The following is a 21,541-nucleotide window of genomic DNA, read 5'->3' on the forward strand; positions in this document are numbered from 1 at the left end:
ATAGGTTCGGGGTGGAAGCGTGGCGACACGTGCAGCTGACGAATACTAATCGATCGAGGACTTAACCAAATTTGTTTAACGTAACAATGTCGTTTATCCAGTTTTGAGTGAACAAGCACTCTAATGAGGGTTTCAACATACAACGCAATGCGTCGTGTATTGGAAGCCGAATAAGTCTAGTGATGATGGCGAAGAGGCCACACCCGTTCCCATACCGAACACGGAAGTTAAGCTCTTCAGCGCCGATGGTAGTTGGGGGTTTCCCCCTGTGAGAGTAGGACGTCGCTAGGCACCATAAAAAAGTCGTTACCGAGTTATATCGGTAGCGGCTTTTTTGTAACTTGAAATAATAAGTTATGGGCGATATGTGCAATTTTAAGAGCTATATTGCTTTATTAATGGGCTATTTTTATAAATTTAAGGGCTATATCGACACTTGTATGGGCTATTATAATATCAAGTAACGACCGTGGCTAGGCACCAAAAGAAAAAGTCATTACCGAGTTATATCGGTAGTGACTTATTTTTGTTTTAGAGAAAAAGTAAAACTTATATAAATTAACGCTCATTCATTAATGCATGTGTATTTCCTTCGGTATCTTTAAAGAATACCATCCATGTCTCCGTATCCCCGACCTTTGCAACCATATGAGGTTCATCTATGAAAGTCGCTCCTGCATCCTTCATTCTCGAAAACTCACTATTTAAATCATCAACTTGAAAATACAGTACGGAGCTTGGGTGATTAAATTCCTCCCTTTCAGGTCGACTTAAAAGAAGTCTCGTATCCCCACATTGAAAGAATGCAAGACCATCCATTTCAAATAATAACGATAACTTAATAACGTCCCTATAAAATGCAACTGCGCGTTCTACATTGTCGACATTTACAGCGACTTGTCCTAATTTCATAAATAATCTACCTCGTTTCTTATATATATATTCTCTATTCATTAGTAAACTCCTTTAAAGTGTTTTAAGAGAAGTGGGTTATAATGACAAATTAAACTAGACGTTTTCCAAGAAATGTTATATACTACATTACAACACTAATGTACTGACCTTCGAATGAGAGGAGTTTACCTCAATGATAATAAATACCGATAGTACTAAGCCAATATATGTGCAAATTGCGGAATGGTTGGAGAATGAAATTATAGCAGAGCGTTTTACCGATGACGAAAAAGTATATTCACAATATCAGTTAGCAGAGCTTTTCAATATTAATCCAGCTACAGCAGCTAAAGGGCTAACGATACTCGTAGAGGATAAAATTTTATATAAGAAGAGGGGACTTGGGATGTTCGTAGCACCAGAAGCGAAAATGATGATTCTGGAAAAACGGAGAAGTCAGACACTTACAAAAATGGTAACAGACATCGTTTTGGAAGCGAAAAGGTTATCGGTAACAAAAGCCGAACTAATACAACTCATCCATAATTGCGAGGTGGAGATCTAATGAATGTTATAGATTGTCAAAAGGTAAGTAAAGGTTTTCGACGAACTAATGCTTTAGAGAGTATATCGTTTCAACTGACAGATCAGAAGATTACAGGAGTTATTGGACGTAATGGAGCTGGGAAGACCACTTTGCTTAAAATTTTGGCAGGGTTAACTAAGCATAAGTCGGGGGAAGTCAATGTCTTTGGAAAAAATCCTTATAATAACTTAATGGTTTCTGCAAACAGTATTTTGGTGGATGATCAAATGACGTTTCCAGACTCCCTAACCTTAGAAGAATTATTGCGAAGTGCACCAGCTTTTTATAAAAGGTGGGATGCACAGCTTGCTAGTCGTTTGTTTCAATACTTTAAGTTGGATTCTAAGCAACAGCATTCTAAGTTATCCAAGGGTGCAAGAGCTACGTTCAATATGATTTTTGGATTATCTACTCGTTGTGAATTAACTATGTTTGATGAGCCGACAAACGGAATGGACGAAGCAGTTCGAACAGATTTTTATAGAGCTTTGCTAAAGGATTATATAACTCATCCTCGCTCTATTTTAATCTCTAGCCATCATTTAGCCGAGATAGAACATTTACTAGAGGATATTTTATTGATTCATAATGGAAATGTTGTATTACATGATTCTATAGATGAGGTGAAGGAATTTGCGGTAGCTGTTCAGGGACCAATTGCTGATGTGGAAAGATGGACAGCGGGGGAAAAAGTTTTTCATTCAAAAATAATCGATGGACAAAGGCTTTATGTAGTAGTTAAAAACAATTTGGAGCTGGAGAGAGCTCGTTTAGAGGGTGCCTTCATTCAAGTGTTATCTGCTAGTGAAGTATGCATGTATGTGACGAGTGAGACGAAAGGGGGAATCGATGATGTTTTTAAGTAATAGTAGTCTGTTTAGTGTTGTGAAGGCACAAGTGAAGTATAAGATAAATGCCTATAACGGATTGATTTACTCACTCATTATTTTACAGGTACTAGGGATAATGCTTGGAGGTGTTGCAGGAAGTAGTGGGACTTCTATTAATAATACTACTATTAGTTTGAATACATCCACTATTGATCTGAGTTTTATTTTTGTTTCATTGCTTGCTATTTCAGTGGGAAACCTTATAACCACAAAAGCTTATCGATATGATGACTTTTCGTTTGTGGCAACTCGTCTTAGCAGCAGTATTGCTAATTGTATTGTTTTATTGATTTTTAGTTGCTTTGCAGGTGTAACCACTTATTTTTCGGGTTATGTAATGCGTCTTATATTACGTGTAAATAGTAGCTATGAATTTGTAGATAGTCCTAGTATTTTAAATGACCCCTTAAGCTTCTTGCTAACTATTATCGCTATCATTACTATCCTATGGATGTTCAGCTCCATAGGATATATAGCAGGCACTTTGTTTCAAAAGCATAAGCTACTGTTCTTTGGTGCAGTAGTAATTATGGTTATGTTGTTGATAGCAGGGACATGGGTTAGAATATCAGAAGCAATTTTTGTGGAAAATGGTTCACTACTAATACTTGCCATGAAGACTATCGTTATAACGATATCGCTCTTTGTTATTTCCACTGCGATTTCCAAACGTTTGGGGGTTAGAACATGAGTATTACTACATGGATGATTGTACTTCTTGGATTATTACCTGCAATTATTGGTGTCAGCATCGTTCTTTATCTAATAAAGAAATTAAACTTGAAAGGTAAATTTCATTTAAATAAAATCACTACAATTACCTATTTTAGTCTATTAATCGCTTGCGGAGTTATATATGAAATTATACCAAAAGAGCCTACGGTTGATAAATTATCCAATGAACAATTAGTACAACTACAAACGGAAAATAATTCTTTTCAAAAATCCTTATTAAAACTAGAAGAGAACAAATTGAATCAGAAGTTTCTTAAGGAAGAGTGGTCTCATGAAATAAATGGGAATACATTATCCCTTGAATATAAAGGAAATGAAATATACTCAACAAGAGTTTTCGTGGAATGGATGGAGACTACTGATCAAATAATAGAAGGAAAAGTCTATCGATCGAATTTAAATGTATACGGATTAAATCTAGATCAAAAGGTACCACTCCATAGAGTGGAATGGACTGGAAACCAATTAGTCATTCACGAGCCTTCCGTGCAGGAACTTTCATTTGATCGGTTTTCAAACAGATTGTATTCTTTTAATCAGGTATTATATGATGAAGAGATTAGAATGGTAAGAGGCCAAACATATATTCACTTAAAAGTCCCAAAACATATAGAAATTGTGGACCCATTGGGACTACAAATGTATTAATCAAAAATAAAGTGCCTGCTATATGCGAGGCACTTTATTTTAATTTCACATCGAATAAGAATTTCAGTCGATTCATTAAAACCTTTGAGGGGATAAAGGGGAATAAAAAGTCGCGAACTCCGGCAATTGGGCGCATTTGGGTTTGAGCAATTGCTCCTATTTGGCGAGAAAGACGGATTACTTTTGCAGTACGTGCAACTCGTTTCTCTTCATAAAATGCTAACACCTTATCCACATGTTCAAATTGTTTGAAGCCATTTCCTAGAACGATGGCATCTTCAATCGCCTGTCCAGCTCCTTGTCCCATATTGGGGGTTGTGGCATGGGCAGCATCACCTAGTAAGACAACTCTACCAAAAACAAAGTGCCGCAATGGTTTAATATCAGATATGTCATGGTGAAGAATACTTTTGAGCGGTGTAGTGCTAATTACATTATGTACAACTTCTGGAAAGTGTTGAAATAAGCCGCCGATTTCCTGAGAATTGAGCTGCTGAAATTGTGGATTTCTTGCAGCTGTATTAATGCAAGCGAACCAATATACTAATCCATCCTTCATAGGAGCCATGCCAAATCGACCTTTTGTGGACCATAATTCGGTGGACGTGTATTCATCAACTCTTCCTTTGTTCTCGGTTATGCCTCTCCAGCATGTATAACCTGCGTATTTAGGGATAGATCCTGGAACTAGTTGTTGTCGTATAGATGAGTGAATACCGTCGGCAGCTAGGAGTATATCGGCAGTCACAGTAGTACCGTCTTCAAAACGAATGGTTACTTGGTCGTCATTTTGCTCGGTAGAAATACATTTTTTATTGAAATTTAGTGTATTAGGTTTAAGTGCTTCTAGGAAAGTTCGATGCAACTTAGCACGGTGAATAGTTATGTTTTCTTGTCCATAAAGTTTCTTTAAAATGGTTAAATCAACCGTATTTAAAGATTTCCCATTCTGATTTTGAAAAACCTGTGTATGAAGGACATGGCCATTTGCAAATACATCTTCACCTACACCAATTTCCATCAGGGCTTGCATAGCATTCGAACCTATACCAATACCGGCACCAACAGGTTGAAACATCGAATTAGCTTCATATACTTGAACAGAAAACCCTTGTTTTTGCAACGTAACCGCAGCACAGAGTCCCCCGATACCACCTCCAATTATTGCTATTTTCATTTGGAAATACCTCCGCATCTTGTGATACTCTAGTTAAAAGAGGTGAAATTTATGATTAAGCTTACTATTTATAATGACAGTTATCGTAAATCGTTAGAAAATTATCCACTATCGGTAGAACATCTTTCATTTACTGGACATCCATTAGAATTGCTACAACGAGCAGACATTAATGCAACGTATACTTCCATTATTATAACGGAAGATGATGAGGTTGCTGGTTTTTTCGTATTAGATACTGGTGAGGATAAATTCCACTATACAGATATTGCGGAGAGTATTTTACTAAGAGGATATTCGATTCATCCAAATTTCCAGGGGAGGGGAATTGCACAGGAATCTATGAAGCAACTTCCTTTGTTTGTTACGAAATCTTTCCCTGATGTAAAAAGAATTGTACTGGGCGTGAATGAAGCGAACAGTGCTGCACAAGCTGTTTATACAAAATCGGGTTTTGTCGATGAAGATATAAGGTTTAATGGAAGATCTGGTATACAAATTGCTATGTCAAAGAAGATTAGTTTGGAATCGATCGATGACGTGTGATTATCGATCAATCAAGAAGAATAATCGATCGATGACGCGTGATAATCGATCGATGCCGTCCGATAATCTCTCAATCCCGCCGAAGAATCGATCGATCCCACTAACCTATTCCAATCTATATAGAACATCATCATCTTCTTTAGGTGTTCCGCGGCCATCCGTATTATTTGTGATGAAATAAAGAGATTCCCCATCGGAGAACACGTCGCGTACTCGTCCGAATCCTGTAATCGATTGCTCCACCTCACCGGTATCCACATTCATTACTTTCACAGATTCACCGCGAAGGGTTGCTACATACAATTTGCCCTTATGGAAGGTAATGCCTGATGGTGCCCATGTTTCATTGCTACCTGATGTGATAATAGGAGATTCGAGACCATCTTCCGTTTCATCCCCCTCTATAATAGGATAACCATAGTTTTTACCTTGTTCGACCAAATTGATTTCATCATTTGCTGTTTGACCATGCTCGGCTTCGTATAGCGTTCCATCCGCATCCCATGCAAGTCCCTGTGGATTGCGATGCCTCATGGAGAATATTTCAAAAGAACCATCTTCTTTCATTCGAAGAATCTTCCCGTTCAGTGAAGTAGGGTCCTGTGCATTACTAGGATTGCCTGCATCACCGATAGTTACATACAACAACCCTTCTGGTCCAATTTCTAAACGACCACCATGATGAATATTACCGGTCTTTATACCATCTAAATGAAGAGCGATTTCATGCCATTGCCCATCTTCTCGCTTTATAGTCACAACTTTGTTAAAGGGTTCTCCGTTCACATCATACGTATAGTAAGCAAATGCTTCACCTGTCTTATCAAAATCGGGCTTCAGCACAAAGCCGAGTAATCCTGCTTCAGAAATAACTGCAAGCTTATCCGAAAGTTGTACTGGCTCATGTCCAACAGTTCCATCTTGTATGCGTGCAATCGTTCCAACACGTTCTGATATATAAAAGGTGTTGTCGTGTAAATCGATCGACCAAGGAATATTTAAATTAGTTGCGATTTTTTCTACAATTGGACCTTGAGTAGGTAACTTTTCAGTTTCCTCCGTACAGCCGAATAAGACTAGTAAAATAACTAGAAATCCTTTTTTCATGAAATCCCTCCATATACTACTACTTCCCTAAAGAGCGAAAATAATCCTTTCTAAGGTAATAAGTTTTTCATATGTAAAACGATAATAACTATCGAATTTACTTATGAAGGGAGTAGATGTATGCTAAATGAATAACAGCGGATTCTGAAAGAAGGCATTAAAATGGAGTTTTTAATCTTTTTTATTATAGGGATTGTGGGGAATGTAGTTGGCACATTAGTTGGAGGTGGGGGGCTTATAAGTCTGCCGATGATGCTATTAATGGGGCTGCCAGTACATTCTGCTATTGGGGCAAATAAAGTATCTAATACAGTCAGTTCACTTTCGAGTTTCCTAGTGATCTTCACTAAAAAAGAGGTGACCGGTAAAGAGGCACTTTCCGTCTTGGTATTTTGTTTAGGTGGAGGAATTATAGGAGGACTCATTGCATCTTTCCTAAGTGGAGAGGTACTAATGATGATTGCTATTATTTTACTTAGCTTCGCCTTTGTTACTTCCTTTATGGGAAAAGGAAACTTTGGTGGGAAGGAAACCTTTCAGCTGAATAAAAAAACAGCATCTGCATTATTAGGAATCGGCATGTATGACGGCATGTTCGGTCCAGGGAGCAGTACTCTTGCACTATACTTGTACGCAAGTGAAAAGATCGCCTATATACGTGCAGTAGGGCTTGCTCGAATTGGTGTGTTCGCTAGCTGCTTTGGAGCATCGATTACGTATATTTCTACCGGAAAAATCATGTGGCCCGTTACACTTGCACTAATGCTAGGTGCAATAATAGGTGCTCAGCTTGGACTTCGTCTTGCACGAAAATTAAAAGCGCAACATATCAAACCGTTGTTACGAGTGGTTACGATATTACTTCTAGTGCAAATTGTGGTGGACTATTTGAAATAACAGAAAAAAAGCTATCCGAGGTCGCAACCGACACTCAGCTAGCCCTTTTTCATTATTATTTTAATGCTTCTAGTTGTTTACCAAGCTCTTGTACAGCGATTGTTTCTTCATCCGTAGTTGTTTGTAGTAATGATTTTTGTCTTTCCAGTACTTCCGTAAGTATTGTCAATTCAGCAGATACGTCGGCACCTTCTTGTTCATTTTTTGCGATTAATGAATTGATGGTATCGAATAAGTCTTCTTGACCGACAATTCTACCTTCACCCCACATCAGTTTTTCCTTAGGAGCTTCTAGCACATAATCTGTGAAGTAATCGAATACTTCTTTATCAAAATCGTATGCGTACCAATTGTTGTCAATCGCCCATAGGTATTCATCAGTCGCAGTAGTTATATCGCCTTTTTCTAAAGCTTCAATAGCTAGTGCAAGGTTCGTAATATTGTGTTGCGCATGTTGGTGTGGGAATATTTGTGCATCCTCCCATGTTAAGCGAACAAATTGGTCTTCCGCGTATTTAAATGCAGCGAGTAAACCGCTATTCAATTCACGGCTTTCATCATATAACTTTTGTGTTGCCTCGGTATTTTCCTCAGTTAAAGCAGCAAAATAATCATCATTTACTTTTGCGACCTTTGTATTTACTTCTTCAGCAAGGGCAACTGCTTTGTCAATCTCCGCAACTAATTGTTCGGAAGAAACTTCTGCTTGTCCAAAAGCATCAGCGTCAATTGCTTTTTTCATTGCCGTCAAACGTGTTGTGAAATCTAGTGGAACAACTGCTGTTTGATCGTAATGCATGGAAAGTAATCCGTATAGATTTAAATGGAATTTGAATGCTTCTGCATTATATGTGTCCTCGTTATCCAATTGTGAATGATAATGAGAGCGCATGAAATCACTGTCCTGGAAATCATTGCGAAGAGCAGGTACACCAGCAATACCAAATGAAAAATCATCTGACCATGTACGCAGTGGTGAAACGACAGAAATACCATCTTTATAGACACCATCCACGGTTGGAACGTTTTTTGCAAATTCTGTTAAATAATTATTCAATTCATAGACAGAACGAATTTCATCTTGCGTTGTATGCTCATAGGCTGGAAGCTCGAAGTTCATATTAGCAAAAGCTTTTCCAACCCATTCAGGGTGGATATTGAATATTTGGTTATATGCTCCAGTTGACCAATCATAGCGAGAATTAGAAACTCCCCACTCCTCCGCAGCAAGTGCATTGAAAATAATCGTTTTTTCTGGTTGGTAGCCACTGTCTATTAAACCTTTCGCAACACCCATCATTAACCCGATAGCTGCATGGTCATCCTGGAATCCTGTGAAGTAAGAATCATAATGAGCAGATAAAATGATATAGGACTCAGGGTCTTTACCGATAATTTTCCCGTAATAATTATACGATTTTCCATCCATTTTTACGGTTGACTTGGCATCAAATTTTACAGTCATCGCACCATTCTCACTAGCTTCTAAAGCTTTCTTCAGTTGCTTTGCATCTGTTTGGGACATCGAAAATGCAGGAGCATCATCTGGTCCACAGATATCTTGGGCATTCAACGCATCTTCATCGGCTTCCGCGTATCCAGCTTCTTGAACTGCAATTACTGCAGCAGCTCCTTTTAAATGTGCTTGGTAGGCAGGGTAGTTAATCCACCATTCCTCGCGTTGATTTATATCTATTAAAACTAGCTTACCTTCGACATCTAGATTTGCTAAATCATCAGCGGTCCCTTTACCACCGTAGACAACTTCAAGATCCTTTCCACCATTCGTATCGAAATTTACTTGGTAAGCTCCTAAAACAGCTAGATGCTCTTCCCCATTTTCATCCACGAAAGTTAGATCTGCTTTTTCAAATTCCCATGTGTCTAGAGAGAACTCGTCCTTTGTCACTTCAGTAAGTCCAATTTTCTTCATTTCATCAGCAATTTTTTCCCCAGTTTTCAACTCTGCCTCTGATCCAGCAGTCCGATAACCAAGTTTTTCATTCGTTTTAAATTCCTCTAGGCTCTTTGTAAAATCAAATGCATAATCGACATCCACTGCGGATAAATATTCCTCATTAACATCGACTAATTTCTTCTCAGTCACAGCCTCTTCTTTAGGAGTACAAGCTGCTAGTGTTAAAGTGATTAGCAATGTCGCTGCTAATCCTCCCATAATCTTGTTCATGTATCACAGTCCTTTACAAATTTTTTCATAACTAGCTAATTAAACGATATAAACTGCTAAATATCAATACTATTTTAATATTATAATTACTTTATTGCCTTAATTACTCATTTAGTGTAAAATTACACTAAATAGATTGAAATTTATTTTACAAAGGAGCAGTATATGGATAAAGAATATGTAATTCAGCTTATTTCTTTACGGATTCGAATGATTCGACTGGAAAAAGGCTATTCACAGGATAAAATGGCGGAGATTTTGGGAATATCCAAAAAAACGCTAGTTCAAATAGAAAAGGAGAGAGTGCTAGCAGGCTGGCCAATTGTTATCGCGGTATGTGCACTGTTTCGTGATAGTGAAATATTACAGTCTGTGCTAGGAGATGAGCCATTGGAAGTAATTGAAACAATTGCACATGACGGAGTTAGTCGTCCTAAGGATAAATCATTGGGAGGCCGTGTGTGGTGGAAGGAAATAAACGCCAAGGGGAATTTCCGCATGCAGCAAAATGTCATTAGCCAACATTACCGAATTTTAGATGACAAAAACTATCGTTGGTTTAGTTCTTTCGATGAAGAAGAAACGGTAATTCGTTTAAATGAATTATTTAAAATAGAATAAGGACAGGGGGAGATGGGATGAAAGCAGAGTCAAAAATTGCGGGAGTAATACTTTCTATTTTTGCTTTAATCGGGATGGCGCTTATTGTCTTCGTCGCTGGATTTATTGCACTAGTTATGGGGGGAATGGATTATATTGCATTGCTCATAACTGGGGGAGTTGTGCTATATATACTATTTGTGTTTAATATATTTCATTTTTTTCAAACGAAGAAGCGGAAAGTTGTATTTGCAAGCATCGCAGGAGCAGCAATATTGATCAGTTCGATTGCTCCTATAAAGGATGTGTATACTCATTTAATACCTACTGTAGATGCAGAAGTGAATATAAGTAAGTACGAACCCTTTTCGGAATTTGGCGATGTCACCAAGTTAAACGAGAAAGCGACACTTCAGCTTACTGATAATCTACCAAAATTGGACGGTGCAACAGCGCTTTATCCATTATACGCAGCATTTGTAGAAGCAACCTATCCGGAAAAGGAGTACTCAGCTTACGATAGTGAAGTAATAGTGAGTACGACACCATATGCTTATGAGAATCTCTTTAGTGGAGAGGCTGATATGATTTTTGCTGCAGCTCCTTCGGCATCTCAAATGGAAATCGCAGAGCAAAAAGGATTAGAGCTTACTATGACGCCTATTGGTCGGGAAGCATTTGTCTTTTTCGTCCATCAAAAAAATCCTGTTGATAATCTTACAGTAGAACAAATACAGAATATATATGCAGGAAAGGTTACTAACTGGAAAGAGCTTGGAGGAGAAAATGATACCATTCGAGCATTTCAGCGACCTGAAGATAGTGGATCACAATCTGCACTTCAATCTCTTATGAATGGAATACCCCTAATGGATCCACCTTCAGAGGATATCGTTACTGGCATGGGAGGAATCATAAATGAGGTTTCTCAATATAGAAATTATAAAAATGCAATTGGCTTCACATTCCGTTTTTATTCCACAGAAATGGTCGGCAATGATAAGATCAAGCTGTTAGAAATAAATGGAGTGGCACCGACGAAAGAGAATATTAGAAATGATACCTATCCTATAGCATCTGAGTTTTATATTGTTACAGCAGGAACCAAAAATCCTAATGTAGCAGCATTTACCGAATGGATATTATCGGAGCAGGGGCAGGAACTAGTGGAAAAAGTGGGATATGTACCAATTAAAGATTAGTAGGAATAGTCGCAGTTTTTAAGCTGCGACTACTTCTTACTATATATCTACTCACGAACAAAAAAGTCGAAGCCGAGGGAAGTTACTACACCAAATATAATTGCCCAAGCACTAATACTGATTGTCGACCATAACATCGTTTTTACTTTAGATGCACCAAGCGTCATTGCTATAAATGCAGCAACATGCGTTCCAATTAAAATAGGTCCGAGCATGAGCATCCCAGGTAGACCATATTTATTCCAAAGTTCTTTTGCACGCACACTTCGCTTGGATTCTTTTTTCTCTTTTCCTTCATTGCGCTTGGTAAGCCACAGTTTAAATTTGTCGTAGCCGATAATAAGCGCAAGAACCGTCACCATATTACCTACAAAACCAACAATAATCACTGCTACAGGATTCATCCCTGAAATAATCCCAAGTGGAATGACCAGTCCTAATTCGAGCCAAGGAATAGCCGCTCCCAAAAAAACTAAGAAATAATCCAAATACATACACATCCTTCCATCTTATTAGTTACGCTATACATGCAAGAAAAGTTTCATTTTATAACAGTTCTAGAAAGTAAATATATAGAGGTTTTGAAACTGTTTTTATTTAATTCATCTTTTCAGTAGACAAATACCTAAATGTGTTATATAGTTAGGTTAATAATTAAATTGCTTAGATAGAAACAATGAATTCACATATTACAAAAAGTAATCGTGAGTATTCGGTAGCTTTTTGTAATATGTGAATTTTTTTATTCACCCAAATGGAGGTTTTTTACATGACACAAGGTACAGTAAAATGGTTTAACGCAGAAAAAGGTTTTGGATTTATCGAGGTTGAAGGCGGAAACGACGTATTCGCACATTTCTCAGCAATCCAAGGCGACGGATTCAAATCTTTAGACGAAGATCAAAAAGTTGAATTTGACGTTGAAGATGGTCAACGTGGACCACAAGCAGTTAACATCGTAAAACTTTAATTCTTAGGAATTTCTAGTAAAGATACAACTGTTAAAAAGAGATACTCTTTCGAGAGTGTCTCTTTTTTTTATATTCTTTTTAAAAAGCAGATGAAACATAATTCCTCCTAATCCGTAAAAAGGATAGGAGGCGATTTACATGTGGGGGAAATTACAACAACGTCAATCGGTTATAAAAATGGAAATTAATAAGAGGGATAAGGTAATAAGAAAGCAGCGAGTATTGGAAGAGCAATTAGAAGTAGCGATACATAAGAAGCAAGAGTACTGGAAGCGATTAAAAGAAGAACAAAAAGATGTAGAAGAGCTTGACGGATTTTCAATCTTGAAAATGGTTAGAACATGGACAGGCAAGCAGGATGAAATTCGAGAGAAGGAATTAGGCGAGCTTGCAGCAGTAGAAGCGAAGTATAGAGAAATTGAAAAAACAGTAAAAGATTTAGAACAGGATCTAGAAGGCAATGAACTTCTACTAGATCAAGTGAGCTGGGAAACTATTGATATAGAATGGGAGAAACTGATTAAAGAAAAAGAGCAATGGATATTCGAAAATAATCAGGAACAGGCTTCTCGACTGGAGAAATTGTACAAAGAAAAGACATTTTACACAACGAGTATTCGTGAACTAACAGAAGCTATTTCTGCTGGAAATGAAGCTAAGATCGCTTTAAGAAGAGCGCTAAAGTCACTTGAAGGTGCCAAGGATTTCTCTACTTGGGATACTTTTTTTGGAGGTGGACTAATCGCTACTTCTTTAAAGCATAGTAAGCTTGACGAGTCGGAAGATGCTATTCATGCTGCTCAGCGTTCTCTACAAAGATTTCACACAGAACTGTTAGATATCCAGCAAATACAGGCTGACAACTTATCCGTTGGAAGAGACAGCTTTATTGCCTTTGCGGATTATGTATTCGATGATATTTTTTCTGCATGGTCCACTCATTCCAAAATTACTAATTCGATAGACCGTATTAGCGAGACCTTACTCGATTTAGGTACCATTTCTGATCAATTACAGAAGCGTCTTAAACTAGATACGGATAATCTAAATAATGGAGAAATAGAAATTGCTCAGATTATTGAACGGTGAATATGGATAGGTAGGAATTTATTTGTATAAATGCAAACACCTATCAATAGAAAAACTATGATGGAAATTGTATCTACCTGTCATTATTTCTTGGGAAATAATCTGACAATTAAATGGACTATTAGACAAAAATTTGCGTTTGCATCTATTGTCAGACGGTATAATTTTATTTAACAGGGGCTAATATAAGGAAAAGGTTAATTCAGGAGGAAACCAGATGTATGATCCGACTATTTTTGAAAACTTAAAAGTAGCATTTGAAAATCATGTGTATGATTTAGATAACATCGAACGAAAGATAGATATCAAAAATAGAGTAGATCAAATGGATCTTTCCATTATAGCTAGAACTTTTAAAATTGAATTTACTCTAGCTGACCAATCGGACATAACAGTGGAAATTATTTTAGACGCATCTCTAGAAGATCTAGCAGGAGAAATACTAGAAGTAGGAAAAACGAATATAGGTTGTACACTGGCGTTGAAATTCATCAAAAGCATTCAAAACCCTGACTTACAATGCGAAGAAATCGAACAAGCAATTAAGTACGTTTGGGAGGATGACATAGAGTTAACTCAAACACTAAGTTATGTTTTCGGAAAAGAGCTATCTAGTTATACTAACGCGATAGAAGTTAAGTTCACGCAGAAGATTAACGAAGATCAAATAAGCGATATTGGTATGTTTCTTGAACATGTATTAGAAACGTTGAACATTTTCAATAAAATATAAAAAATAATAAACAAAACACTAGCTTTTTGTTTGGATATGGTATATAGTTAAGACAATAATTAAATTGCTTAGATAGAAACAATGAATTCACATATTACTAAAAGTAATCGTGAGTATTCGGTAGCTTTTTGTAATATGTGAATTTTTTTATTCACCATAATGGAGGTTTTTTACATGACACAAGGTACAGTAAAATGGTTTAACGCAGAAAAAGGTTTTGGTTTTATCGAGGTTGAAGGTGGAAACGACGTATTCGCTCATTTCTCAGCAATCCAAGGCGACGGATTCAAATCTTTAGACGAAGGTCAAAAAGTTGAATTTGACGTTGAAGACGGTCAACGTGGACCACAAGCAGTTAACATTGTAAAACTTTAATTCCTCGGAATTAATTTAACATAGTTAGCAAAAAAGACATCCTTTCTGAGGATGTCTTTTTTTGTATTGAAAAATGGAAGAAGTTTATTATTCCTACTAAACCAGTATTATGCTGCCATCACCTCGATACGCTATGGTAAGTCGATACATTGTCGTACAGCTGAATTCAGATTTTATTGGATAAAAGTGATACTATTATACATAGATACTAGTAGATTGGGATGAACAAAAACATGAGCAATACACATATATTTTCAAAGCGTGAAGAAATAGCAAATGCAATTATTCATGGGATTGGGGCTATTTTTAGCATAGCCGCTCTTGTGATATTAATCGTATCCTCCGCTATACATGGAACAGCTTGGCATGTCGTAAGTTTTACGTTGTTTGGGTCGTCGATGGTCCTCTTATATTTGTCCTCCACACTAGTCCATGGTTTTCCAGCAGGACGTGTAAAAGATTTCTTTGAGATAATGGATCACTCGGCTATCTACTTTTTTATCGCCGGAACGTATACACCTTTTTTATTCCTTGCTATTAAAGGAGCATTGGGATGGACGTTGTTCGGTATCGTATGGGGTCTTGCGATTGCGGGAACTGTGTTTAAAGCCTTTTTTGTGAAACGATTCTTACATATGTCGACATTGTTATACGTAGTTATGGGTTGGTTAATGGTGTTTGGATGGAAACCGCTTCTGGAGAATGTATCTTCGCAAGGACTTACGCTGTTAGCTATAGGAGGCATCTTGTATACAGTAGGATCAGTATTTTATGTCTGGCGCGGCTTTACGTATCATCACGCCGTCTGGCATGTCTTTGTACTCGCAGCCTCGGTTCTGCATTTCTTTGCTGTCATGACATTGTTACCCTAAGTTAGAAGAACATCAGCAGATAAATGCTAGTAGAGAACAATAACTTGAAGTATGAATGAAGGAAAGGGTAGGTGGACTATGAAAGCTTATAAATTAACCTTAACATTTGAAGATATTGAACCACCTGTTTGGAGAAGCTTGATTTTGCCAGCAGGTGCCACATTCAACCGTTTACATGAAACAATTCAACGTGTTACGAACTTTAGAAGTGAAATGGAGCCCTACCATTACTTTGCAGTGGAAATAGATGATTTATTCATTACTAATAATGATAGTATTCTAGAGGAATACAAAGGGAAAAGGTTTCTAAATAGTCTAGTAAAGCAGTCAAATCGTATTAAATTGGACGACTATTTAGAAAAAAATGAGCAGTTTATATACAATTATGATTTTGGCGATGATTGGCGAATTCGTGTAAAACTGGATGAAATCGTCGAGGATTATTACTTTGGATATCCAACACTTCTCGATGGACAAGGAATGGCACCGCCAGAGGACGTGGGTGGACCACCTGGGTTTGAGGAGTTTTTAAAGGTATATTACGATTCAACACACCCAGATTATTTGTCGATGTTTAGCTGGGCTGAGAGTCAGGAGTTTCTACCATTAGATATTGCTCACGTGAACGAATCTTTAAAGTATGTTAAATATAAAAAAACGGAATGGGAAAATGTCAATCATCTAAATTACAATGTAATATCAGATAAATACCGTGCTTCCGATGTTATCGATATCGATGCAATTTCGAATAAGGATCTCATTATTCAGTATGCATTAGCTTGTGGAAATTTATATGGACTCTTAGAATATCCGAAGTTCCTGGAAATTTATAATACACAAAACCAAACGTCTCTAACTCACAAGGAATTGATGGTAATACTAAAGGAAAACTCTTATAGTAAGCGTCTACACCAAGGCTTTGTTTACTTTAATAATAGTGAGTTGGTCCATGAGGCGTTTGAATATGAGCCAAATATGGAAGGTTTTAGAGTTGGAGTGAGAGGTAAACCATACTACATCCCAGCAAAACAGGAGCTACTTCGCTATGTGACCGATGATTATGTTGAGAAGACAGTACATCAACGTAAATTGGCAAGTATGCTTAAGAAAGACTTTTTCCCTAATAATAATCAAGTGATAGAAGACGAAATGGATGAATTAATTGGCCAATTAAAAGTTAATGAAAATTTCCAAGAAGTGGTCAAAGCCTTTCTAGCTCGTTTTGAATTTAAAGATATGAAGCAGATCAATGAATACATGCAAGTACTGATGAAAATTGCGAATACTACTCGCCTTTGGGAAAACAGAGGCCATACACCTGATGAACTATTTCAAATGGAAGTCCATAACTTGGAGCCTCTTACTCCGTTACAAGTATTAGACGGTGGTAAAGTTGGTAGAAACGATCCATGTACATGTGGCAGTGGAAAGAAATATAAGAAGTGCTGTGGAAAGTAAATAGTAAAACGAAGAGCTATCGCATATCAATTCCGGTAGCTCTTTTTGTGGCTTTATAGCATAGATTCAATGGAACCAAGACTTCTAATCAGTCTTGGTTCTTTTCATTGTCTAATGAGCAAAGTATATACGTCTTGTCTAAAGTTTTTCAATAAATCACACAAAATTGTACAACATAATAATCGAAAGGTTATACAAACAGTTGACAAGTATTTTATATGATGTTATTTTTATTTCAACAAGTAATTCGAAATCAAGACTTTATTAGGAGGTAAAGAGAATGTACTATTTGAAAACGTATGTAATAACAATCATTGTATTTTTCTTAATAGATATTATATGGCTCGGTTTTATTTCTAAAAATTTATATCAAGAAAAAATAGGACATCTAATGAAAGTGGACGTAAATTGGGTTGCAGCTGGTCTTTTCTATCTAGTATTCATAGCAGGTTTACTATTCTTCGTCATTAATCCGGCACTTGCAAAAGATAGTTGGAAGTTTGCACTTTTTGCAGGTGCTTTCTTCGGAATGATTACTTACGCAACATACGACATGACGAATTTAGCAACATTAAAGGATTGGCCAATTCAAATTACCATTTTGGATATTGTTTGGGGCACTATATTATGTGGTCTAACTTCGATGATTACATTCTTCGTCATGAGCCGTTTCGGAGGTGCAGAAGGATGACAGTACTATATTTGAATAGCGAAAAACTCTATTTTGGATTTTTAGCTGGAGCGCGTGAAGTGATAAAGCAAAAAAATGATCTCAATAAAATAAACGTATTTCCAGTCGCAGATGGAGATACTGGGACGAATTTAGCATTTACGATGCATGCTATTATCGAAGAAGCGCAAGTACAAAATTCTGCTAAGAAAACGATGGAAACGATTGCCGATGCTGCTTTAGTTGGTGCTAGAGGGAATTCTGGTATAATCTTTGCACAATTTATTAACGGTTTGTACATGGGCTTAGAAGATAAGGAGGAAATTTCTATCAAGGGATTTTCTCACTCTGTGACAAACGCAGTATTATATGCACATAAAGCTATTTCGAATCCTGTAGAAGGCACGATGATTACTGTTATGCGAGATTGGGCAAATTCACTAGACCAATTAAAAGATCTAGCAACAGATTTTTCAGAAGTTTTTTCTAAATCGATGATTATAGCACTTCGATCATTAAAGGATACGCCAAACAAATTAAAGGTTTTAAAAGATGCTTCGGTTGTAGATTCGGGAGCAAAGGGATTTGTTCATTTCCTAGAAGGGTTTGGACACTTCATTCAAACGGGGAAAAGCAATGAATCGCAAAGTAAAATGGAGCAAAATATTATCCAAATTGAAAATGCTCATACTCATGATAGCCATGATCTAAGCCACAGATATTGCACAGAAGCACTTGTAAAAGGGAATAACTTAGATTTGGATCAGATTAGACTAACACTAAGTGACCTTGGGGATTCTTTAATCGTTGCGGGCAATGAAAACAAAATGCGTATTCACATTCACACAAATACACCTGCTGATTTGTTCCATCGTTTAAAAAACTTCGGACAAATTATCCAACAAAAAGCAGATGATATGCAAAGACAATACGAAGCGGGTCATGCGAGGAAGCATAAAATAGCACTTGTTACGGATTCTATCGCGGACATCCCAAAAGAATTAATGGACAAACATCAAATTCATATGATTCCCTTGAATCTTATCGTTGACGACAGCAATTATTTAGATAAATTAACCATAAGCCCAAATTATTTATATGAACTTATGAATCAGGCAAGTCAATATCCAACATCGTCTCAGCCGACGCGAAAGGCTGCAAGTGAATTCCTAAACTTTGTTTCTACCAATTATGATTCTATTATTGTCGTAACAGTATCCAAGCAAATGAGTGGCACATTCGAAACAATTACAACAGCTGCACAAGCGCTACAGAACGCTGGCAAAAAAATAGCAGTCATTGACTCCAAATCTAATTCAGCTGCACAAGGATTAATCGTGCTAAAAGCAGCAGAATTCATCGAAGAGGGTAAGTCATTTGAAGAAGTTGTATATCAAACAGAAAAAGCAGTGCAAAACACCAAGATATTTGTACATGTAAAAACTTTAAAATACATGGTTAGATCTGGTCGAATCAATAAAATAACAGGCTGGGCAGGAAAACTGCTGAATCTAAAGCCGGTCGTTTCTATAGATGAGGAAGGAAAAGGCATCATTATAAGAAAAGCATTGAGTAACAGCTCCAGTAAGAAAAAAATGGAGGCACTTGTAAAAGAAATAGCGCAAACAAAGAATATATCAAATTACTCCATCGTGCATGCAGATGCGGAAGAGCAAGCTGGAGAATATGCCAAGGTGTTTGCTTCGATAATTGGGAAAGAGCCTACTTATATCACTAATATTTCATCCATTGTTGCGATGAACGCAGGTGTAGGATGTGTGGCAATTGGGTTAACAACAGAGTAAAAGGGGATGAACTATTATGAACTTATATGTTGAAATACTACTAGTATTATTGGCATTTTTCTTTGTCGTATTTTTAATTGGGCAGGCCAAACAGAATAATGGTTTAGTAGATATTGCATGGGGATTAGGTTTTGTTATCGTAGGGATTTATAGCTTTTTTGCAAGTGAATTTCAAACAGAGCGTGCGGCAGTCATTACTATTTTAGTTGCCTTATGGGGACTTCGTTTAGCGTATTATTTGTTCCAAAGAAATTGGAGTAAGGATGAAGATTACCGATACGTGAATATGCGTAAACGTTGGGGTACGACTAATACGAAATACATTAAGATGTTTTTAAATGTTTATATTCTTCAGCTTGTCCTTCTATTTATCATTGCGCAGCCAATCATCACAGTTAACAAATCCTCCGAAATGGGATTAGGTTGGTTAGATTATATTGGTATAGCGATATGGATTATTGGATACATTTTCGAAGTAGTAGGGGACATACAGCTTAAAGCATTTATAAGCAAACCAAAAAACAAGGGCAGATTGATGAAGTACGGATTATGGAAATATACACGTCACCCAAATTACTTTGGAGAAGCAACTATGTGGTGGGGAATTTTCATCATTTCGTTATCCGTTCCAAATGGTTGGATAGGCTTTTATAGTCCACTAATCATTACATTACTTTTACTGTTTGTTTCGGGTGTTCCATTGCTCGAGAAAAAATACAAAAAGCATTCCGAATGGCCAGAATATGAAAGAGCAACTAGTAAGTTTGTGCCAATGCCACCTAAACAAGCATAAGCCTGTTTGTTGACGGACTATTCTGTATGTACCTTTTTATTCTCTGTTTGACACTTCAAATGTTATAATGATATTTATATGTTTAGAAGTTGAATTTAGAGAAGAGGATCGTTATGAATAAAAAATCTATATATGGATTAACATTACAACAACTAATAGAGTGGCTCGGTGAGCATGGTCACAAAAAGTCTAGAGCAATGCAGGTTTGGAATTGGCTATATAGAAAACGTGTCACGAATTTCAGAGACATGACAGATGTCCATGAAGAATGTATTCAATTATTGCAAGACCACTATACAATACAAACATTAACGGAACATATAAAGCAGGAAGCGGCCGATGGAACGATGAAGTTTTTGTTTAAGTTAGAGGATGGAAACTTAATCGAAACCGTTATGATGAGACATAAATATGGGATTTCGGTTTGTGTAACGACACAAGTAGGCTGTAACATAGGCTGTAGTTTCTGTGCAAGTGGATTACTGGCAAAAAGTCGTGATTTATCAAGTGGAGAAATCGTAGAACAGATTATGAATATCCAATTGCATCTCGATCAACTAGGACAAAAAGACATGGTAAGCCATATTGTCGTAATGGGAATTGGAGAGCCATTTGATAATTTTGCAAATCTATTAGACTTTTTAAATGTAGTTATCGAGCATAACGGGCTAGCAATAGCAGCTAGGAAAATAACTGTTTCAACGAGTGGTATTGTCAATAAAATCTATGAATTTACAGATACGAAGATTCCAGTAAATTTAGCGATATCCTTACATGCTCCCAACAACGAGCTACGCACGAGAATTATGAAAATAAATCGTGCAATGCCAATTGAAAAGCTAATGGAATCCCTAAAATATTATTTATCCAAAAACAATAGAAGAATTACAATTGAGTATATTTTACTGAAGGACGTAAATGATACAAAAGAGGTAGCGGAGGAGCTTGCCGATTTACTTCATGACATAAAAGACCAGCTTTACGTCAATTTGATCCCGTATAATCCTGTCGATGAACATAGCCAGTACCAAAGAAGTGAACAGGATGCAGTACTTTCTTTCTATGACATGCTTAAGAAAAGAGGCGTCAATTGCAAAATTCGCCAAGAACATGGAACAGACATTGATGCAGCTTGTGGCCAGTTGAGAAGCAAGCAGCTTAGAAAGGAAAAAGTGGGTTAATTAGCGTATTAACATTTATTGCAACTTGGAGTTTCCTTGAATTATACGCATGAATATTCTTGTTTAAACACTCAGATTAGATCTTTTAACTGAGTGTTTTTTCTATTTCATCTAGATGTAGAAG

The 21,541-nt window shown here is 36.9% G+C and carries 23 protein-coding genes and 1 rRNA gene; 19 read left to right on the forward strand and 5 right to left on the reverse strand.

Annotated elements, in window-relative coordinates; translation table 11 throughout:
• The first annotated feature begins 175 nt into the window (after positions 1-175).
• Positions 176-291 (forward strand): 5S ribosomal RNA (gene rrf / locus LDK52_RS16345).
• A 267-nt stretch (positions 292-558) separates the two neighbouring features.
• Here the strand turns inward: rrf and LDK52_RS16350 are convergent.
• On the reverse strand, positions 559-954 hold the full coding sequence (locus LDK52_RS16350) for a VOC family protein (protein WP_277587008.1): 396 nt from the start codon (positions 952-954) through the stop codon (positions 559-561).
• Positions 955-1,087: 133 nt separating this feature from the next.
• On the opposite strand from LDK52_RS16350, the gene LDK52_RS16355 reads away from it, so the two are divergent.
• From LDK52_RS16355 to LDK52_RS16370, 4 genes are read left to right on the forward strand one after another with little or no spacing between them, the layout of a single operon-like run.
• Entirely contained in the window at positions 1,088-1,459 is a 372-nt protein-coding gene (locus tag LDK52_RS16355; protein WP_277587009.1) for a GntR family transcriptional regulator, read from the forward strand.
• Positions 1,459-2,346, forward strand: coding sequence for an ATP-binding cassette domain-containing protein (locus LDK52_RS16360; RefSeq protein ID WP_277587010.1), 888 nt, complete (start codon positions 1,459-1,461; stop codon positions 2,344-2,346). The genes LDK52_RS16355 and LDK52_RS16360 overlap by 1 nt, the downstream gene beginning before the upstream one ends.
• Positions 2,333-3,061, forward strand: a complete 729-nt coding sequence (locus LDK52_RS16365) for a hypothetical protein (protein ID WP_277587011.1) — start codon at positions 2,333-2,335, stop codon at positions 3,059-3,061. Before LDK52_RS16360 ends, LDK52_RS16365 begins: the two co-directional genes overlap by 14 nt.
• Entirely contained in the window at positions 3,058-3,753 is a 696-nt protein-coding gene (locus LDK52_RS16370; protein ID WP_277587012.1) for a hypothetical protein, read from the forward strand. Before LDK52_RS16365 ends, LDK52_RS16370 begins: the two co-directional genes overlap by 4 nt.
• A 34-nt stretch (positions 3,754-3,787) precedes the next feature.
• Here the strand turns inward: LDK52_RS16370 and LDK52_RS16375 are convergent, their stop codons facing one another.
• Complete coding sequence (locus tag LDK52_RS16375; protein WP_277587013.1) at positions 3,788-4,930, reverse strand: FAD-dependent monooxygenase; 1,143 nt, start codon at positions 4,928-4,930, stop codon at positions 3,788-3,790.
• A gap of 51 nt (positions 4,931-4,981) precedes the next feature.
• On the opposite strand from LDK52_RS16375, the gene LDK52_RS16380 reads away from it, so the two are divergent.
• Positions 4,982-5,476 carry a GNAT family N-acetyltransferase gene (locus tag LDK52_RS16380; RefSeq protein WP_277587014.1) on the forward strand — a complete coding sequence of 165 codons (495 nt, stop codon included), beginning with the start codon at positions 4,982-4,984 and terminating at the stop codon, positions 5,474-5,476.
• Between the two features lie 105 nt (positions 5,477-5,581).
• Here LDK52_RS16380 and LDK52_RS16385 read toward each other — a convergent pair whose 3' ends face one another.
• Positions 5,582-6,583: a PQQ-dependent sugar dehydrogenase gene (locus tag LDK52_RS16385; RefSeq protein ID WP_277587015.1), complete on the reverse strand. Its 1,002-nt coding sequence runs from the start codon at positions 6,581-6,583 to the stop codon at positions 5,582-5,584.
• Positions 6,584-6,745: 162 nt separating this feature from the next.
• On the opposite strand from LDK52_RS16385, the gene LDK52_RS16390 reads away from it, so the two are divergent.
• Positions 6,746-7,480 carry a sulfite exporter TauE/SafE family protein gene (locus tag LDK52_RS16390; RefSeq protein WP_277587016.1) on the forward strand — a complete coding sequence of 245 codons (735 nt, stop codon included), beginning with the start codon at positions 6,746-6,748 and terminating at the stop codon, positions 7,478-7,480.
• Between the two features lie 55 nt (positions 7,481-7,535).
• Here LDK52_RS16390 and LDK52_RS16395 read toward each other — a convergent pair whose 3' ends face one another.
• The gene (locus tag LDK52_RS16395; RefSeq protein WP_277587017.1) at positions 7,536-9,668 is read right to left on the reverse strand and encodes a M28 family peptidase; all 2,133 of its coding nucleotides are present in this window, start codon (positions 9,666-9,668) and stop codon (positions 7,536-7,538) included.
• 165 nt (positions 9,669-9,833) lie between these two features.
• Between LDK52_RS16395 and LDK52_RS16400 the strand changes: the two genes are divergently transcribed.
• Positions 9,834-10,289, forward strand: coding sequence for a helix-turn-helix transcriptional regulator (locus LDK52_RS16400; RefSeq protein ID WP_277587018.1), 456 nt, complete (start codon positions 9,834-9,836; stop codon positions 10,287-10,289).
• A 17-nt stretch (positions 10,290-10,306) separates the two neighbouring features.
• Entirely contained in the window at positions 10,307-11,470 is a 1,164-nt protein-coding gene (locus LDK52_RS16405; RefSeq protein ID WP_277587019.1) for a substrate-binding domain-containing protein, read from the forward strand.
• A gap of 47 nt (positions 11,471-11,517) precedes the next feature.
• Here the strand turns inward: LDK52_RS16405 and LDK52_RS16410 are convergent, their stop codons facing one another.
• Positions 11,518-11,964, reverse strand: coding sequence for a small multi-drug export protein (locus tag LDK52_RS16410; RefSeq protein ID WP_277587020.1), 447 nt, complete (start codon positions 11,962-11,964; stop codon positions 11,518-11,520).
• Positions 11,965-12,239: 275 nt separating this feature from the next.
• On the opposite strand from LDK52_RS16410, the gene LDK52_RS16415 reads away from it, so the two are divergent.
• The 10 genes from LDK52_RS16415 to rlmN all read left to right on the forward strand — a co-directional run bounded on the left by LDK52_RS16415 (position 12,240) and on the right by rlmN (position 21,417).
• Positions 12,240-12,440, forward strand: a complete 201-nt coding sequence (locus LDK52_RS16415) for a cold-shock protein (RefSeq protein ID WP_277587021.1) — start codon at positions 12,240-12,242, stop codon at positions 12,438-12,440.
• A 139-nt stretch (positions 12,441-12,579) separates the two neighbouring features.
• Positions 12,580-13,530 carry a hypothetical protein gene (locus LDK52_RS16420; RefSeq protein WP_277587022.1) on the forward strand — a complete coding sequence of 317 codons (951 nt, stop codon included), beginning with the start codon at positions 12,580-12,582 and terminating at the stop codon, positions 13,528-13,530.
• 217 nt (positions 13,531-13,747) lie between these two features.
• A complete protein-coding gene (locus LDK52_RS16425) occupies positions 13,748-14,263 on the forward strand; it encodes a hypothetical protein (protein WP_277587023.1) in 516 nt (171 codons plus the stop codon).
• A 174-nt stretch (positions 14,264-14,437) separates the two neighbouring features.
• Positions 14,438-14,638 (forward strand): cold-shock protein, encoded by a 201-nt coding sequence (locus tag LDK52_RS16430; RefSeq protein WP_090568691.1) that lies wholly within the window; start codon positions 14,438-14,440, stop codon positions 14,636-14,638.
• A 233-nt stretch (positions 14,639-14,871) separates the two neighbouring features.
• The gene (gene trhA, locus LDK52_RS16435) at positions 14,872-15,510 is read left to right on the forward strand and encodes a PAQR family membrane homeostasis protein TrhA (protein ID WP_277587024.1); all 639 of its coding nucleotides are present in this window, start codon (positions 14,872-14,874) and stop codon (positions 15,508-15,510) included.
• Between the two features lie 78 nt (positions 15,511-15,588).
• Positions 15,589-16,968 carry a plasmid pRiA4b ORF-3 family protein gene (locus tag LDK52_RS16440; protein WP_277587025.1) on the forward strand — a complete coding sequence of 460 codons (1,380 nt, stop codon included), beginning with the start codon at positions 15,589-15,591 and terminating at the stop codon, positions 16,966-16,968.
• Positions 16,969-17,248: 280 nt separating this feature from the next.
• Positions 17,249-17,659 carry a DUF2177 family protein gene (locus tag LDK52_RS16445; protein ID WP_277587026.1) on the forward strand — a complete coding sequence of 137 codons (411 nt, stop codon included), beginning with the start codon at positions 17,249-17,251 and terminating at the stop codon, positions 17,657-17,659.
• Entirely contained in the window at positions 17,656-19,443 is a 1,788-nt protein-coding gene (locus LDK52_RS16450; protein ID WP_277587027.1) for a DAK2 domain-containing protein, read from the forward strand. Before LDK52_RS16445 ends, LDK52_RS16450 begins: the two co-directional genes overlap by 4 nt.
• 16 nt (positions 19,444-19,459) lie before the next feature.
• Positions 19,460-20,236: a DUF1295 domain-containing protein gene (locus LDK52_RS16455; protein WP_277587028.1), complete on the forward strand. Its 777-nt coding sequence runs from the start codon at positions 19,460-19,462 to the stop codon at positions 20,234-20,236.
• A gap of 113 nt (positions 20,237-20,349) precedes the next feature.
• Positions 20,350-21,417 carry a dual-specificity RNA methyltransferase RlmN gene (gene rlmN, locus LDK52_RS16460; protein WP_277587029.1) on the forward strand — a complete coding sequence of 356 codons (1,068 nt, stop codon included), beginning with the start codon at positions 20,350-20,352 and terminating at the stop codon, positions 21,415-21,417.
• The last annotated feature ends 124 nt before the right edge of the window (positions 21,418-21,541 follow it).

Source organism: Psychrobacillus antarcticus (genome assembly GCF_029533155.1).
In the GTDB taxonomy this organism is placed as follows: Bacteria; Bacillota; Bacilli; order Bacillales_A; family Planococcaceae; genus Psychrobacillus; species Psychrobacillus antarcticus.

Excerpts from the sequence above, each read along its gene's own strand:
- LDK52_RS16420 (WP_277587022.1), top strand. The coding sequence starts at position 12,580 with ATGTGGGGGAAATTACAACAACGTCAATCGGTTATAAAAATGGAAATT.
- LDK52_RS16440 (WP_277587025.1), top strand. The coding sequence starts at position 15,589 with ATGAAAGCTTATAAATTAACCTTAACATTTGAAGATATTGAACCACCT.
- LDK52_RS16365 (WP_277587011.1), top strand. The coding sequence starts at position 2,333 with ATGTTTTTAAGTAATAGTAGTCTGTTTAGTGTTGTGAAGGCACAAGTG.
- LDK52_RS16355 (WP_277587009.1), top strand. The coding sequence starts at position 1,088 with ATGATAATAAATACCGATAGTACTAAGCCAATATATGTGCAAATTGCG.
- LDK52_RS16390 (WP_277587016.1), top strand. The coding sequence starts at position 6,746 with ATGGAGTTTTTAATCTTTTTTATTATAGGGATTGTGGGGAATGTAGTT.
- trhA (WP_277587024.1), top strand. The coding sequence starts at position 14,872 with ATGAGCAATACACATATATTTTCAAAGCGTGAAGAAATAGCAAATGCA.
- LDK52_RS16425 (WP_277587023.1), top strand. The coding sequence starts at position 13,748 with ATGTATGATCCGACTATTTTTGAAAACTTAAAAGTAGCATTTGAAAAT.
- LDK52_RS16395 (WP_277587017.1), bottom strand. The coding sequence starts at position 9,668 with ATGAACAAGATTATGGGAGGATTAGCAGCGACATTGCTAATCACTTTA.
- LDK52_RS16405 (WP_277587019.1), top strand. The coding sequence starts at position 10,307 with ATGAAAGCAGAGTCAAAAATTGCGGGAGTAATACTTTCTATTTTTGCT.
- LDK52_RS16445 (WP_277587026.1), top strand. The coding sequence starts at position 17,249 with ATGTACTATTTGAAAACGTATGTAATAACAATCATTGTATTTTTCTTA.
- LDK52_RS16410 (WP_277587020.1), bottom strand. The coding sequence starts at position 11,964 with ATGTATTTGGATTATTTCTTAGTTTTTTTGGGAGCGGCTATTCCTTGG.
- LDK52_RS16400 (WP_277587018.1), top strand. The coding sequence starts at position 9,834 with ATGGATAAAGAATATGTAATTCAGCTTATTTCTTTACGGATTCGAATG.
- LDK52_RS16375 (WP_277587013.1), bottom strand. The coding sequence starts at position 4,930 with ATGAAAATAGCAATAATTGGAGGTGGTATCGGGGGACTCTGTGCTGCG.
- LDK52_RS16385 (WP_277587015.1), bottom strand. The coding sequence starts at position 6,583 with ATGAAAAAAGGATTTCTAGTTATTTTACTAGTCTTATTCGGCTGTACG.
- LDK52_RS16360 (WP_277587010.1), top strand. The coding sequence starts at position 1,459 with ATGAATGTTATAGATTGTCAAAAGGTAAGTAAAGGTTTTCGACGAACT.
- LDK52_RS16450 (WP_277587027.1), top strand. The coding sequence starts at position 17,656 with ATGACAGTACTATATTTGAATAGCGAAAAACTCTATTTTGGATTTTTA.
- rlmN (WP_277587029.1), top strand. The coding sequence starts at position 20,350 with ATGAATAAAAAATCTATATATGGATTAACATTACAACAACTAATAGAG.
- LDK52_RS16370 (WP_277587012.1), top strand. The coding sequence starts at position 3,058 with ATGAGTATTACTACATGGATGATTGTACTTCTTGGATTATTACCTGCA.
- LDK52_RS16415 (WP_277587021.1), top strand. The coding sequence starts at position 12,240 with ATGACACAAGGTACAGTAAAATGGTTTAACGCAGAAAAAGGTTTTGGA.
- LDK52_RS16455 (WP_277587028.1), top strand. The coding sequence starts at position 19,460 with ATGAACTTATATGTTGAAATACTACTAGTATTATTGGCATTTTTCTTT.
- LDK52_RS16380 (WP_277587014.1), top strand. The coding sequence starts at position 4,982 with ATGATTAAGCTTACTATTTATAATGACAGTTATCGTAAATCGTTAGAA.
- LDK52_RS16350 (WP_277587008.1), bottom strand. The coding sequence starts at position 954 with ATGAATAGAGAATATATATATAAGAAACGAGGTAGATTATTTATGAAA.
- LDK52_RS16430 (WP_090568691.1), top strand. The coding sequence starts at position 14,438 with ATGACACAAGGTACAGTAAAATGGTTTAACGCAGAAAAAGGTTTTGGT.